Source organism: Tropicimonas omnivorans, assembly GCF_031846565.1.
Classification (GTDB): domain Bacteria; phylum Pseudomonadota; class Alphaproteobacteria; order Rhodobacterales; family Rhodobacteraceae; genus Tropicimonas_B; species Tropicimonas_B omnivorans.
In genome coordinates, this window is the sequence record NZ_JAVRHL010000002.1 from 216,302 (window position 1) to 230,521 (window position 14,220).

General features: G+C 59.4%; 13 protein-coding genes. 5 read left to right on the forward strand and 8 right to left on the reverse strand.

Going from position 1 to position 14,220, the window contains the following annotated elements; all coding sequences use genetic code 11:
* Positions 1-17: 17 nt before the first annotated feature.
* The 4 genes from RM543_RS06380 to RM543_RS06395 all read right to left on the reverse strand — a co-directional run bounded on the left by RM543_RS06380 (position 18) and on the right by RM543_RS06395 (position 6,708).
* Positions 18-713 carry a DNA-binding protein gene (locus RM543_RS06380; RefSeq protein ID WP_311690061.1) on the reverse strand — a complete coding sequence of 232 codons (696 nt, stop codon included), beginning with the start codon at positions 711-713 and terminating at the stop codon, positions 18-20.
* A 140-nt stretch (positions 714-853) separates the two neighbouring features.
* Positions 854-1,771, reverse strand: a complete 918-nt coding sequence (locus RM543_RS06385) for a restriction endonuclease (protein ID WP_311690062.1) — start codon at positions 1,769-1,771, stop codon at positions 854-856.
* A complete protein-coding gene (locus RM543_RS06390) occupies positions 1,761-5,159 on the reverse strand; it encodes a class I SAM-dependent DNA methyltransferase (protein ID WP_311690063.1) in 3,399 nt (1,132 codons plus the stop codon). The genes RM543_RS06385 and RM543_RS06390 overlap by 11 nt, the downstream gene beginning before the upstream one ends.
* A gap of 502 nt (positions 5,160-5,661) precedes the next feature.
* Positions 5,662-6,708, reverse strand: a complete 1,047-nt coding sequence (locus RM543_RS06395; protein ID WP_311690064.1) for a hypothetical protein — start codon at positions 6,706-6,708, stop codon at positions 5,662-5,664.
* Positions 6,709-7,207: 499 nt separating this feature from the next.
* On the opposite strand from RM543_RS06395, the gene RM543_RS06400 reads away from it, so the two are divergent.
* From RM543_RS06400 to RM543_RS06420, 5 genes are all read left to right on the forward strand, one after another.
* Positions 7,208-7,798 carry a hypothetical protein gene (locus tag RM543_RS06400; RefSeq protein WP_311690065.1) on the forward strand — a complete coding sequence of 197 codons (591 nt, stop codon included), beginning with the start codon at positions 7,208-7,210 and terminating at the stop codon, positions 7,796-7,798.
* Complete coding sequence (locus RM543_RS06405; RefSeq protein ID WP_311690066.1) at positions 7,798-8,868, forward strand: helix-turn-helix domain-containing protein; 1,071 nt, start codon at positions 7,798-7,800, stop codon at positions 8,866-8,868. Before RM543_RS06400 ends, RM543_RS06405 begins: the two co-directional genes overlap by 1 nt.
* Before the next feature lie 241 nt (positions 8,869-9,109).
* A complete protein-coding gene (locus RM543_RS06410) occupies positions 9,110-9,829 on the forward strand; it encodes a dual OB domain-containing protein (RefSeq protein WP_311690067.1) in 720 nt (239 codons plus the stop codon).
* Between the two features lie 91 nt (positions 9,830-9,920).
* The gene (locus RM543_RS18930) at positions 9,921-10,427 is read left to right on the forward strand and encodes a DUF488 family protein (RefSeq protein ID WP_432280447.1); all 507 of its coding nucleotides are present in this window, start codon (positions 9,921-9,923) and stop codon (positions 10,425-10,427) included.
* Positions 10,428-10,443: 16 nt separating this feature from the next.
* Positions 10,444-10,878 (forward strand): DUF488 domain-containing protein, encoded by a 435-nt coding sequence (locus RM543_RS06420; protein WP_311690069.1) that lies wholly within the window; start codon positions 10,444-10,446, stop codon positions 10,876-10,878.
* 285 nt (positions 10,879-11,163) lie between these two features.
* Here the strand turns inward: RM543_RS06420 and RM543_RS18935 are convergent, their stop codons facing one another.
* The 4 genes from RM543_RS18935 to RM543_RS06435 form a co-directional block, all read right to left on the reverse strand.
* Entirely contained in the window at positions 11,164-11,421 is a 258-nt protein-coding gene (locus tag RM543_RS18935; RefSeq protein WP_432280436.1) for an integrase core domain-containing protein, read from the reverse strand.
* Entirely contained in the window at positions 11,418-11,723 is a 306-nt protein-coding gene (locus RM543_RS06425; protein WP_311690070.1) for a hypothetical protein, read from the reverse strand. Before RM543_RS06425 ends, RM543_RS18935 begins: the two co-directional genes overlap by 4 nt.
* 236 nt (positions 11,724-11,959) lie before the next feature.
* Positions 11,960-12,208, reverse strand: a complete 249-nt coding sequence (locus RM543_RS06430) for a hypothetical protein (RefSeq protein ID WP_311690071.1) — start codon at positions 12,206-12,208, stop codon at positions 11,960-11,962.
* Between the two features lie 707 nt (positions 12,209-12,915).
* The gene (locus RM543_RS06435; protein WP_311690072.1) at positions 12,916-14,214 is read right to left on the reverse strand and encodes a glycerate kinase type-2 family protein; all 1,299 of its coding nucleotides are present in this window, start codon (positions 14,212-14,214) and stop codon (positions 12,916-12,918) included.
* Positions 14,215-14,220: the final 6 nt, after the last annotated feature.

Sequence of the window (14,220 nt, forward strand, 5' to 3'; positions counted from 1 at the left end):
TCTCGGCATCTCCACTATCACGCTGCATCCTGTTCGTCGTCGGGATCATCTACTTGCTCCGCGCCGCCGTCATCGTTTTGCCTGACGATCCGGTCGTCGCCGGAGTCGGGAAATAGAGACATTTGACTGTCGTCCTTCACGGCAGGCGCCGCGGAGCTCTCTTCATTGGATGCGTGACTGTTGCCCTGCGAGGCGAACTCCTCCCGCCCAAGGAGACGACCTTCGAGTTTCGCGATGAGGACCTTGGCCTCCATGAGCTCTGCCGTAAGCGAAGCGACCCTCTCCTCAGCCTGTTGCGCGCGTTCCCCGGCGGCCTCTGCCTCGGCGACGGCACTGTCACGCTCGTCCTCGACCAGCCCGATATTGTCGAGGGCCTCCGCTCTTTCCTCTTCGACCTCGGCGAGCTGGCTGGCGTGGGCGCGCCGTTCGATAGCCGCTGCCTCGTCGGCGCAGCGCCAGGCTGCCTCCCAAGCGGAGGCATAGAGGTCAATCACCTCTTCGGGCATCTCGGGGGCCGCGCGCGATGCTTCGGCCGCGGCCTTCTGTTCAGCGAGGACGATCTTCACGATCGGCCCGATGTCTCGGAACGATCCCTTCGTGATCTCCCGCACGGCGGCGTTGGTCGGCTTTTCGCCCTTCGCCTGGATGTCGGCGACGGCTTTGCGCACCTTCTTCTCGAGGGCGGCGTTGGTCTTCTTCGTAGCTTCGGTCATTCTTGGCACCTGCTTGGGTAATGGTAAGCGCCGGTAATACCGTCTCGGCGCTACCACCCCGTCCCGAGGTGGCAGGAAGAATGTCGGATCGTCGGTCGAAGGCCGGAAACGCGACAGTCAGAAAAGTTGGTATTCTTCGCTCAAACGCTGTCGAACCATGAGCCGTCGATGCGAACCCGCTCGACCATCTCGGTCGCGACTCCAAGACCGTTCTCCTTGAGCAGGTCGCACAAACGGTCTCCGTCGATGAGGTCGATGGCGATGGCGCCGTCCCTGGTCGCCTCGTCGGTCGCGGCCGGGGTGTAGTGGCTCGTGGTGATAAAAAGCCCCTTGTCGGCCCGGCCCTGGAGCGCTCCGCGGAAGTCGCGGATTTCCTTCGCGCCGACGCTGCCTCTCCAGCGCTTGCACTGGAAGTAGACCTGGAACGAGACGAGGTTCACGCGCAGGACGCCGAGCCCGTCGATGCCGCCGTCGCCGGTCTTTCCGCGGACCTCGACCTTGGTGAAGCCAGCCTCGCGCAGAAGCCGCTGTGACAGCCTCTCGAAGGCATCTGGCGCCATGGACCCGAGGACGGTGAGCAGCGCAGCTTTCCAGTCCTCTTCGTCCGCCGGCCCAGCATCCGCGTCTGCGATGACGACATCCGCATCGCCGGAGATCTCGGCCGCGTCCTTGGCCTTGCGCTTCTGCCGCGCCTTCTCGCGTTCTTCGGCCTGAACGGTCTCGACGATGGCAGCCGCGGGTGCGCGATCGTGGATGGCGCTGCCGGCCTCGGTGATGGCCCAGACACCACGTGCCGAGTTCTCGACGGCACCGCCTCGCCGAAGGTAGGTGCGTGCCCAGGCGAGGTAGTAGTTCACCTTCAGGCGCTGATCATTGTTCGGCATCGGGATCGCCTGTTCGGCCTCAGAGAGCCCCTCGAGCTGGATGACGGTCTCGTCTATCTCCTGGATGCTGCCCGACCCGCCGAGGTGCCGAAGGGCGTCGAGCGTAGCGACCATCATGCCAGCGAGATCCGGCAACCCCTCGGGCTCGATGATGAAGCGGCGGTCAGATGGCATAGCGGCCCTCATCGGTCATTTCTGCCATGCCGAGGCCCGCGAGCGTTTCGAGCAGCGGGGCGACGGTGGTGGCTCGACCCCGGGTGAATGTGCGGGCGACGGTTTCGGCATCCGCTTCTCCGAGATCCTCCAACGCCTCGCGGACGGCGGCGATCTGGGCGGGAAGCGACTTCGGCCATGGGGCCTTGCCGGTCTTGGCGACCTCGGCGATCTCCAGCTTACCTTGCTTCGACTCGGCGGCACGACCGTCGGGGTTCTGGTAGTCGGGGCGGAGCCAGCGGACATGGCCGCGCGCTTCCTCGGCGACGCGTTCGCGATTGAGGGTGACGAGGTTCATCAGGATGTCGTTCTCGGACAGGTCGGTGGGCCAGCCATAGGCTTCGGCCACGGCGGCGTCGATCCGATCGTGGATGTCCTTGAGGAGGCCAATCAGCCCGTCCTCGTAGACCCGCTTGTCCTTGCCTTCGATGGTCTCGCCCGCGCGGAGTTTTTCGAGGGTGTTATACATCTGGGTAAGCGTCAGACTGGGATGCTGCGCTTGCCGCTCCTTGCGATGCGCGTCCAGCTCCTCGCCGAGCTGACGGAGGGTAGTGCGATTCGAGGGAGTGAGGTCCGGAAAAGGGAATGGTGAAAAGGTATTGGCACTATTGTAGCGCGGGCGATCTTCAAGAGTACCCGTGCACCCCTTACACCATGTAAGATGCACATGGGATGAAAGGACGGCAAGACTTTCTGCATTTTGCAAGGCAATGCAATAAACCATGGCGTCCGGTAGTATATCCGCGTTTACCATTTGAAAAACGCGATGCTTCGCAGTATAGGTTGTTCCGATATACGCATCAGTGTTGGAAAGACTCCGGCGCAGGGCGGGCCGAGGTTCGGCAAATATCCACCACAAACGTTTGTATTGCTCTCTGTCGTTTTCTTCTCGAACCGGTTTTACTCGATCAAGGAGGTGTGCGTAAAGATTTGGCAGTTCTGTCCTCGCGACAGACTCGTCAACTCCAAAAAGGTCGATAATTCTATAGCCTCGTGGGCGCTCAAGAATATCTTTTCCAATAATATATTTCCGAACGAATTTTTTTTCGGCGTTTCGCAGTTTGCTGCGGAAGCTCTCGTACTCTCCTGTAGATAGCTTGAAGCCATCCCCTGCGGGAACAACGCCCTGAAAACAAATTCCCCTGTTTGCCTCCAAAGCTTTTATCTCCGAGAAGTCAGGTCCATCGGAGAGGCGAGCGTGAATCTTTTCAACGCGAACATCGGTTGCTTTGCCATCGGGGCCAATCAAGCCAATTACCGGCCTTGCCGGCTTTGTAGCGGAGCCTACGGTCATGGCGATTCTGACATTTGCGCCATCTGAAGAATCTACCCATGGGTGATTAGTGGTGGCATAGATAAGGTGAATTTTTGGTTTCTTCCCGCCAATTAGCTTTTCTGTCAGCTTTCTGGAGTAATCTTGGGTGATGCTATTCGTAGTGATCAGCCCGAAGCGTCGCGCAGAGCTTCGGCGCGTCAATTCTGCTGCTTTCCACCACCAATACATCACGAGATCAACTGTTCGAGGTACGCCTTTGTAGGCATGCCTCAAAGCATCTACATATTCAGGTGTAAGGGCTGATCGAATGCGCCTTGCCCCAATAAACGGCGGGTTGCCGACAATAAAGGTCGCCTCGGGCCACGCGGCTGGTCGTGGATCGACGTAGTCGTAGATCTGCACCCGTGCCGAGGGGTCCGGCACCTCTTCCCCCGTCGCCGGGTGGCGCATAGTGGTCGTGCCATCCCAGCGCGTCACTGCGGCGCCATTCTCGTCCAGCCGGGGCGTGCGGTCCGACCATGTGAGCACGGCGTCTCGATGTTCGATGTTCTTGAAGTCGCGCAGAATAGGCTCGGACGGAGCGGCCTTCCCGTGGGTGCGGTAGTGCCATTGCAGGTAGCCGATCCACAGCACCAGCTCAGCGACGTTGGCGGCCCAAGGGTTCAGCTCGATCCCGAGGAACTGGTGCGGATCGACCGTATATCCCGCAAGACCAAGGTTGGTCTGCGTCTCGCCCAGCTCCTCCATGGTGGCGATCACCTCGCCTTCCAGCCGCTTCATCAGTTCGAGTGCGACGTAGAGGAAATTTCCCGACCCACAGGCAGGGTCAAGCACCGTGACCTCACAGAGCTTGCGGTGGAAGCCCTGGACCTCGCGTAGCGCCTCCTTTTCCTTACTTTGGCTGCGCAGCAGGTCGGCGGCGGCCTGCACGCTGCGCCAATCGGCGCGCAGGGGTTCGATGATTGTCGGCATCACCAGCCGCTCGACATAGGCCCGCGGCGTGTAGTGGGCACCCAGTTTGTGTCGGCTATTCTTGTCGAGAGCGCGTTCCAGCAGGGTGCCGAAGATCGCCGGTTCCACCTGTTTCCAGTCGGCCTCGGCCGCCTCGATCAGCAGGCTCAGCTGCACCTCGGACAGGGGCAGCGCCGAGGCATCACGGAAGAGCCCGCCGTTGAAGCGGAGGAGCTTCGCCATGATGACCGTCGAGGTGCCGCCGGTGTTCATCGTCTCCCAAAGCGACTGGAGCACCGGCGCGGCCATCTCGGGCTTGCCGCGCAGTTCCCGCAGCTTGTCGCGGAAGGAATCCTTGGGCAGCAGTTCGACGTCCTCGGCGAACATGGTGAAGAGGCATCGCATGAGGAACCGGGCGACGTCCTCTCCCTCATGGCCCTGGCCTTCGAAGCTGCGGCCGAGCTGTGCGAGGTGGTCGGCGATTTCGCGGGTGACCCGTGCCGCGGTGCGCGACGGATCGAGCGACATGGGATCGGACCAGATGGTCCGCAGACGCTCGCGGACCTCGTCATCCCGGAGATCTTCGAGGGTGATGCGGTAGCGGTTGCCATCGGGGAACTGGGTGTAGCCCTGTCCTTGGCCGGAGAAATCGGCGTAGACCTCGATGACATGTGCAACGTCGACGACCAGCAGGAATGGTGGCCATCCGTCCTCCTTCGAGATTGCTCGGGCGTAGCCGTCCGCCTGGTTTCGGGCTCGTAGCATCGTATCTTCGAAGCCTCGCGTGCCTCGGCGACCATGCCCCAGTTGACCCTGGGGGGCGTCCTCAGCCGACAGGAGGCTGAGCTGCTCGGATTCAGCCTTCGGACCAGCGCCCTGCTTCGCCTCCATGACGAAACACTGTCGGCGGTAGAGATCTATCCGCCGCCGTCGGCGTGTCCCAGTGTGGGTTTCGGTGACTGGGCGTTCGAAGCGATAGTCGTTTGTCTGGCCATCGCTCTGGGCAGGTTTCGGACGGTCGACCCCGAGTATGTCGCAGAGCTCGGACGCGAAGGTCTGAAAATTCGCGATCTCGCTTCCGCCGGATGCACGCCACCGCGTAATGAAATCTTCAACTTGCAATACCCGTCTCCCCATTGGAGATCAGATTGCACGCAAGGGCTTGAATCAACAATGCCATCTCGAGGGCGATTTGCGCAGGGAACGCGAATGTCATGCGTTTCCGCTTCGTCGTCGGACGGTTGCGGCGGCGTGGCTGGTGGCTGGTGCGGGGGCAGAATAGCTGAGGAGCGGGGCTCCTCAGCTTGCGCCTTCGGCAAGGCATAGCCCCCCTGTAGCGGGCACGGACCAGTCTCATCGTACCGGCTCGACTCTTGGCTATCAGCAACGATGCCTGCCCGTTTCCTTCTGAAGAAAGTGCTCCGGGAGATTCCGAGCGCGACCCAAGGCTGCCGCCGTTCCTGATCGTTCTTCTCCAGCCACTCATTGCGGGCGGTGGCTCCGGCATCATGCCGGCGTGCGCGCTGTCTGCGCGCTTTGCGACGCGCGCGCTCTTCCGGAGGCATGATCTGTTCCAGCCCGAGAGCTTCGGATGTCCGCCCGGAGATGCCGAGCAGTTCTGCGATCATAGCTCCGGAGTAGTGATAGCGGCCGTCGCGTAGGGGGCGGTGGATCTCGGAAGTTCCGCCTGGCGACTGGCAAGCTTCACCACGGCCCTCACCTCCGCGGCCGGCAGGAACGGTGTCGCCAAGGCCGCTGCTGCCATGACCCTCTGCTCGACTTCGGCCGGCGTCGAAGTATGCGACAGGCTCGTAGCGAAGAGGTGCAGCCAAGTGTTTCGGAAGCCCTCAGGGACTCTGCCGCCCCAGGCGTAACAAATGCGCTCGAGATCGCGCTGAACGGCACGAAATTTGGCCCGCGGCGTCAGGCCGCCGGGTGTCTGTTTGATCCCGGCTTTCTTCTTCTTCTTCTTGGTCGCTTCCTTGCTGGATCGTAGCTGCTCACGCGTTGGTCGTCCTGCGGCAAGATAAATCGCGTCTGCCAATGCGTCGAAGCAGTAACGTCTCAGGGAGCCACCGATAACTGCGGCCTCCTTCCCGCTCTTCGAATTGATCGACCCGGGCAGACGCGTGACACGAGCGGCGTCCCGGCACGACGGGTCTGCACCGTAGGCACGGAAAAGCGCGATCAGGGCATCTTGCGCTGCTTGCCAGCGAGGTAGCGCTCGGGCCGGCATCTCATCGATCAACCAGATCGCTCCCAGCCCTCGCCCGGTGAAAAGCAGGATACTCGGTTCCGGCAGGCCAAGTTCAGAAGCCCTTGCACTGATTGCGGAAGCCCAGCGACCTGAGTCCGCCAGTCGACTCGGAACGCGATCGATGTCAAGATCAAGGAAGAGGCCGTTGAGAGCTGCGAGTCGATGCCCTGAGCGTGGTCCGTGGAAGCGATGCAACGTGATGTATGCGTCGTAGTCGAGCAGGGGTTCGATCCATTGGGGCGCATCCTCGACCGAGTAGGTCTTCGTAAAGATCCGGTCTCGGCAGGCCTTTACCATGACCGACGTCTTGCCGACGGAACCAGGAGTATGGAGAAGCCGCACGTAGTCCGCCGGTGAAAGGGTGGTGCCGACGGGAGTGTGTATGTCGAGACTTGAAGGGGCGAAGTGTTCCATCGAAAGGAACTGGTTCCAAACAGCTCCCCCTCAAAACTTGTCGAGTAACCTGTTCGAACCCTCGTTTTTAGTAACCCGCGCAGGTCGTTTCATCAGAGGGAATGCGAAGATCGCACGAGCGAACACTTATGGTCGCCGAGGAGCGACCCATTCCGGGATGGTGCTCGCGTTGGCATGTTGTGTGGGACGCGGTCGTTGTTCGCGGTCGCGAGGGTACCTCGGCCACACCGCACAAGCGGACATGCAGTCGGTGACCCGGACCGGAGCCCGCTCGATTAACACAAGGGGCGGAGAGCCGTTCGCTGCGGTCAGCACCGACGCTAAAAAGGCCGACGAGCGGCCGTCCGCTGCGCCTGAGAGCCGTCTGGGGCGTCGCCAGGGGAGCAGATCATCGGGGCCAACCGATCATCAGTGTGCAGAGAATTTTACGTTGAATAATTTGATGTTGATTTTGTAAATCACGAACGCTATACGGTTGCGAAACTATAGAGGCCCGAGCATGCCAATTCCCAGTGAAGCGACCGTCCGCCCCATTCTGGATGAAATTCGCGCTCCCATCGTCGGCGCAATCTACGAGGCGTGGGATGACTGGCTGGCCAGCGATCGCAACGGCGTCTGGCGCTACAAACGCAGCCGGGCGAATTTCGTCTGGGAGCAGATTATTGAACACGCGAACAATGCCCTCCTGGGCCATGACGCCGTCCATGTAATCGACGGCCATGAAACGATGAAGTTCCTCGTCCGGGACACAGTGATGTTTCGGTTCAAGAAAGCAGATGAGACGGGACGCTCGTCGAATGTTGCTACGCAACTGGCGCTCGCTTTTCACGATCATGACGAGGATCTGTTCGGTCTGTCAGAGATCCAGCGCGTCGAGGTCGTCTACAAACTGAATCGACTTGAAACCCAGATCGACGACATCTGCGTGGTCGCCCGCAACGGCGATCAGATCGCCTGGGAATATAGCTTTCTGGATGCAGACGAAGCCTTGGTTCCGTTGCCGATGCCCGTGCCGAAACCCGAACGTCCCGCTGTGTCCATCGTCAAGCTCAAGGGCGCCGCGGACGACCGCAAGAAGCGGCAAGACTAATGCCCGCCGATTTCAATCAGGACCTGCTGCGGATAGCGCGGCAGGCGCGGGGATGGAGTCAGACCGAGCTCTCTGCGCTCTCAGGTGTCTCACAGGCCAATCTGTCGAAACTTGAGAACGGGCTGATCGGGCCGACCGACGACGTGTTAAAAAGCGTCAGCAAAGCCTTGGATTTTCCCGTCGAATTCTTTTTTCAAAATGACCGGGTTATCGGCCTACCGATGAGCGTGCAATACCGAAAGCGGGCGAGCGTTGGGCAGAGGGCAATCGAGCGCCTGGAAGCCGAACTCAATATCAGGATTCTGCATATTCGAAGACTGCTTGATTCAGCCGAGCTGGAACCGGAGTTGTCCCTTCCGCGTCTGGATGTCGACGAATATGGTGGCGATCCCGAACGTATCGCGGACCTCATCAGGCGTACCTGGCTTGTACCATCAGGACCGTTGCGAGACCTCGTTGAGTGGGTCGAGAGAGCAGGCTGCTTAGTTGTCCATTGCGACTTTGCCACGCTCAAGGTGGATGGCTTCACGGTTCAGATGCCGGACATGCCGCCATGCATCTTCCTGAACCGCAACATGCCGGCTGATCGGCAGCGGTTCAGCCTCGCGCACGAGCTTGGGCATGTTGTCATGCATCAGGTGCCTTCACCGGAAATGGAAGAAGAGGCGAATGATTTCGCATCAGCGTTGCTCATGCCAGAACGCGACATTCGCCCCTACTTATCCGGCCGGCGTCTGACAATCCAGAGGCTCGCCGCATTAAAGCCAGTCTGGCGCGTATCGATGGCAGCTCTTCTCTACCGAGCAAAAAAGATTAGCGCAATTACTGAAAATCAAAGTCAATACGCTTGGCGACAGATGAGTTCGCTTGGCTACCGCAGGGCAGAGCCTCCAGAACTTGATTTCAAGATCGAGATGCCTACAATTTTCCCAGAGATTGTGAGGCTTCATCTCGAAGAGCTTGGATACGGCGTATCAGACCTCGCCCAAGCCTTGCGATCAAGTGAAGCTGACTTGCGCGCGCTTCACCCACTTCCCACCGCGGCACCGCAATTGCGTGTGGTTAAGTAAGGACTTATGCGTCGTATGCTTTGTATCCTCACCGAGCCACTGCCTGTACGGCAAGATTGTTGCCGAAAATCCAATTCTGGAGAATACTGGAAAGTTTGGGCAATGCCCTTGATATAAGCGCGCCCAAGGGCGTAGTCGGATAGTATGACCATAGTGGAAACCCAGCAATATTGAGCAAACACAACGCCCTTTCTCCCCAACAAGAAAACTGCATTCGAAAAGCCGCACGGTAAGGGAAATTATGTCGTTGAAAGCACTAAGAGAACAATTTGCCGATGGCCAAAGCAGGCAAATTTTGGTAACAGAAACAACTCGAATGTCTGGTGATTTGGTTTGCGTCGCTGGGCTGGATTTAGACTCAGGGCAGATGGTTCGCCCGTTGCAGGGGAATGGTTCGAATTGGGAAGAGGGTAAGTGGGTCGATGAAGGTTATATGGTGGTCGGCAACGTATTGTCCTTGTCTCTAGCCGAGCAGGTAACTTCAGCATTTCCACATGCGAGCGAGGATTTCCGAGTCAAAGCCGTCGGCATCAAAGGAAAAGCGAATGGGAGCGAACTGTATACTGCATGCGCCGAAACGTCGACAAGAGACATCGATTCAGTTTTTGATGGATGTCTAATTGATCGAAAGTACACTGAAGCCAATAGCAGGTGCCGATCGTTACATGGCCTTGAGATCTCGGCCGCTAAGATTGATGTCAGCGTCTTCTATGATAAGATCCAAGTTTCTTTTCGAGATCGTTGGAGGAACTGGTATAATGTACCTGTAACTGAGCTCCTGACAAAGAAAACGGGCGACCCGGAAGCAGGATGCAAAGCCTTGTCTGAACGACTGGAAAGTGCTGGGCGGAGCATTGTTGTCCTGAGGCTTGGCCTGGCAAGGGCATGGGATGGCGGGTCACAGCATTTTAATCCCAAGAGATGCTATATGCAGCTGAATGGCGTAATCATTCCAGCGTAGGGGCGTTTTTGTGAGTCGAATCTTCACCATCGGATATTCCGGCCAAGAGGTCGATGGGTTTATAAAACTCCTATCCGAACACCAAGTGGAAGTGGTCTGCGACGTTAGGTCAACTCCATACTCACACTATAAACCGGATTTTTCACGTGGCCCGCTCCGCCAGCACCTGAATGCGGAGGGAATAAAGTACGCATTTTTTGGCGATCAGCTTGGTGCACGTCCAAAGGACAGAAGCTGCTATGTCTCCGGACAAGCGAAATATGATCGAATTGCACGGACCGATTTCTTCAATGAGGGTATAAATCGTCTCCGAGTGGGCGTAAGAAAAATGAACTTGGCTTTGGTCTGTTCGGAAAAGGACCCTATTGAGTGCCACCGCGCAGTGCTTGTATGCTATAACCTTCCGGACCTGCGTGGAAATATCTACCACATCCACCCCGATGGGAGCCTTGAGTGTCAAGATCGGTTCGAGCAGCGTCTTGTTCACCTTCACGGGTTGACGCCGCCCCCCTTGCTTCAAAGACCCGGAGATTGGGAATCCGCCGTCACAGAAGCATATGAAAAGCAAGCAGCGGGAATCGCGTACCGCGAAGGCTGAAAGGGATCAAGAGGTAATGAAACTGTATACGATTGGTTTTACCAAGAGTTCGGCCAAAGATTTCTTTGGCCGTCTGGCTAAGGCAAGAGTCAAGCACGTTTACGACACACGCTTAAATCGAACATCTCAACTTTCTGGATTCGCCAAGCAAAACGATCTGAAGTTCTTTTTGGCCAATATTGGAGAAATCGAATATTCGGTAGACGCACTTTTAGCTCCAACTGCCGACATCCTATCTGCGTTCAGGAAGAATCAAATCAGCTGGCAGGAGTATGAACGACGGTATCTGGATCTCCTCGCTGCGCGCCGGGTAGAAAACCATTTCGATCTGGACAGTATGCATGAGGGCTGTCTATTGTGCAGTGAAGCGACGCCCGATCAGTGTCATCGACGGCTGGCTGCCAACTATCTCTCTGAGGCTCGAGACGATGTTGAGATCGTGCATCTGTAGACTTTAGAAAATTATTCGTTTTTCTGACGACCCGTCATCGGTCTCGTTTCACCTTGGCTGGAGTGGAGCGCTTCACATGGGATATAACTCTTTTTGGTAGATCTCCGATTTTCTTATTGCAGCGGTTTCTTCCCGCGTATTTTTAAGAGCTTTTTTCACCTTGAAATCGGTGAAGGATTGTTATCAAAGCACCGAATTGGGCTCTGTTAGAGAAACGTGAGCCGGGTGAACTGGGTCCAAACTCTCCTCCGACGTTTCGGTGAATCCGGGAGTTGAATTCTGGGGCTATGCGGCGCTGAATTCCAGCCTTTTCCTTGTTATTAACTCGGCTGGAGGGATGTTTCCGAGGACTGAGTGCGGACGGTGGTGGTTGTAGTCGTGTTGCCAGGCGCGGATTTTCTCCCGGGTCTCGCTGAGCGTCGGGAACAGGGTCTCGTTCGACAGCTCATCTCGGTGCCGGCCGCTGAAGCTTTCGAAGAAACCTTTCTGCTGGGCTTTCCCGGGGCGATATAGTGCCATTCGACCGCGGTCCGCTGGCATCATGACAGGATCGCCAAAGAGGTCAGCTTCGTGCCGTTACCGGAAACCACCATGCCAGCGTGCCCGCGCCGGGCGATCATGGCATCAAGTTCGGGGGCGACACGGTGCCCTGACAGCGATGTGCCTGACACCAATGCCAAGGATTCCCGGCTGAAATCGTCTCCCGCGGCCCGGACCCGGAACTGGCGCCCGTCCGTCAGCGCGTCGTTCACGAAGTTGAGGCTCCAACAGATGTTCGGCGCGTCCGGCAGCAACATCGGTCGTCGCGTGCCGAGCGCGCGCTTCTGCCCGTCCCTGCGGCGCACTTGGAGCTTCTCCTCGCGGTAAACCGTCTTATCTTCTTTAGATTCTTCACGATCCCCTGCCGCTCGAGCAAGACGAGAATGCACCGCGCCGGTACACCACCATCCGGGACACTGGCCGCCCGATGCTGCGCGGGTATAGCAACGGCCGCCTTTCGAAGCTGCACCGCGGCATCGGTATGATATGTGGAGGTCTGCAATGGGCCGGACGCAGTCAAGATTCCGCTGCGGTCGAGCGGCTACGGTGAACGCAGATCGGAACCATGTGGAGCTGGTCGGTCGTCCTCAGGAATTGGTCCACGATCTTTCGCGACGTGATCTGAACTCTTCCCTTTATGCACAATCGCGATCAGCCGATCCACGGCCTCAGGATCGTGTGGCCTGTCGCGCACGTAGGTTCGCAGCACATATGCTATGAAGACCAGGCCAAGAACAGTTGCGACGAAATAGACCAAAAGGAAGGCGATTTCGAACGACGTGATGGTCATAAAACCCTGCCATAAAGAGTGCGATTTTCGACCTCTTGGAGCAAGCGCTGAGACACCATCGTCCGGATATGCCTATCGTAGCCATGGGAAGCGAGACTGACGATGCATTCGCGATCCTTGATCAGGGCCTTGGCGTTCTATGATCGGACTCGTGTTGCCTTCAGTCAAGAGAGGCCTTGACAGCTTTCGTGCGCCGGATGGTTAGACATCGGCCCAACTAAATCATTGAGGTGCATAGGGCCGAGATATTGTCTAATTCCTCGTAACACGTTGAAAATTCACGATTTGGGCAGTTCTCCCCAGCGCGCCACTTCACCTTTTCAGTTGTCAGGCAAGGCCGACTTCATGTCAGGTGCATGACCCCGCAGGCGGAACGTCCAGAATGCGGAGCGGCGTTGCCCGTTTGAGTTCGCGATCGCAAGGTCAGGATATTCTTGGCTTTGCCTGATCCCGGCGGTCTCGATTGGCCAAGAGCCTCCCTTCAACGCGCGGAAATACCATTCCTCGGTCCCCGCCGACTGTGCCGCCTGCAGCGATCCTGCGGCGACATCGCCTGACCGATCGACCCGCTCTTCCGCGGGGAGGGGGCGCGATAGCGCACGTGGCCGGGTGCGATGCGGCTGCGTTGCAGCGGGTACCGGTGCGTTACCTCGGAAATGGGCATTCGAAGTCCCTCCCCTCGGGTCCCCGTGGTGAGGGCGGGGCGCTCAGGCGAGGATCAGAATTTGTACATCCGCCACGTTGGTGCCCGTTCCGCCTGTCGTCAGCAGGTCCCCGGCCAGGGCCAGGGCGGCATTGCTGTCGTTATTGTCCAGGAGCGCCTGAACGTCTCCGCCCGCCGCCGCGATCCGCTCCAGCGTGCCGGGGTCCACCAGTCCGCCGGCGGCCTCGGTGGGGCCGTCGCGCCCGTCGGTACCGCCCGACAGGAAGACCCAGTCCCGGCCCGGCGCCTCCCGAGCGCAGCTGAGTGCCACGCGCAGCGCGAGTTCCTGGTTGCGTCCACCCAGCCCGGTGCCCTTGATCTGCACCGTCGTCTCTCCGCCGAAGATCAGTGCAACGGGCCCCCGGATTGTCCGCATCTCCCGAAGGACCTCGACCGCCGCATCCTGCACATCGCCTACGAGATGATCGCTCACGATCCGCCCCGGCAGGCCCTCTGGCAGGGCCTGAAGCATTGCGTCGAGGCTGTGCCGGTTGGATCCGACAAGGTGATTGGTCGCCTCCGGCAGGCCCGCCGGGGGCGTCGCGCTCATCAGGTGGTGCCTGATGCTGGCCGGGGTGCGGTCCCAGATCCCGGTCTCGTGCAGCAGGGCCACGGCATCGCAAGCTTGCCCAAGCGGCGCCACCGTGGGACCCGAGGCGATCGCCCGCAGGTCATCACCGACAACATCCGAGAGCACGAAGCCGTGGACCCGCGCCGGAGCCGCACATCGCAGCAGCCCCCCGCCCTTGATCCGGTCGATCTGCTGGCGCAGCAGGTTGACCTGATCGATGCCGAGACCGCTGGCCAGAAGCCCTCGGGTGAACGTGGCGTAGTCCGCCAGCGGGATATCTCCGGCCGGGGCCGCCATCAGCGCCGATCCCCCGCCAGAGATCATGGCCAAGACATTATCGCCTTCGCCGGCGCGCTTCAGGACATCGATCACGGCGCGCCCTGCCTCGGCCGAGGCGGCGTCGGGCACGGGGTGCGATCCGGCAAGGACCCGTGCGCCGGGCAGGGCGCAGTGGTTCTCCGTGTTGGTGACCACGAGCGCCTCGGCCACATCCGGCACGCGGCCGAGGGCCTCGCGCATCATCGGCACGGCGGCCTTGCCTACCGCCAGGGCCAGGATCCTGCCCCCGGGCTTCAGCGGCAGCGGGGTCTGCTCCAACTGGCGGGCCAGGGCGCGGGCCGGATCCGCCCGGCTGACGGCTGCGGCGAAGATGTCCCTCGCCTGGCGGCGGAGGGCAGTGATCGGGTCGCTCGCCCGATCGCTGGCTTCGGGTTCGGTCTGCGTCGCGGTCATGCCGTC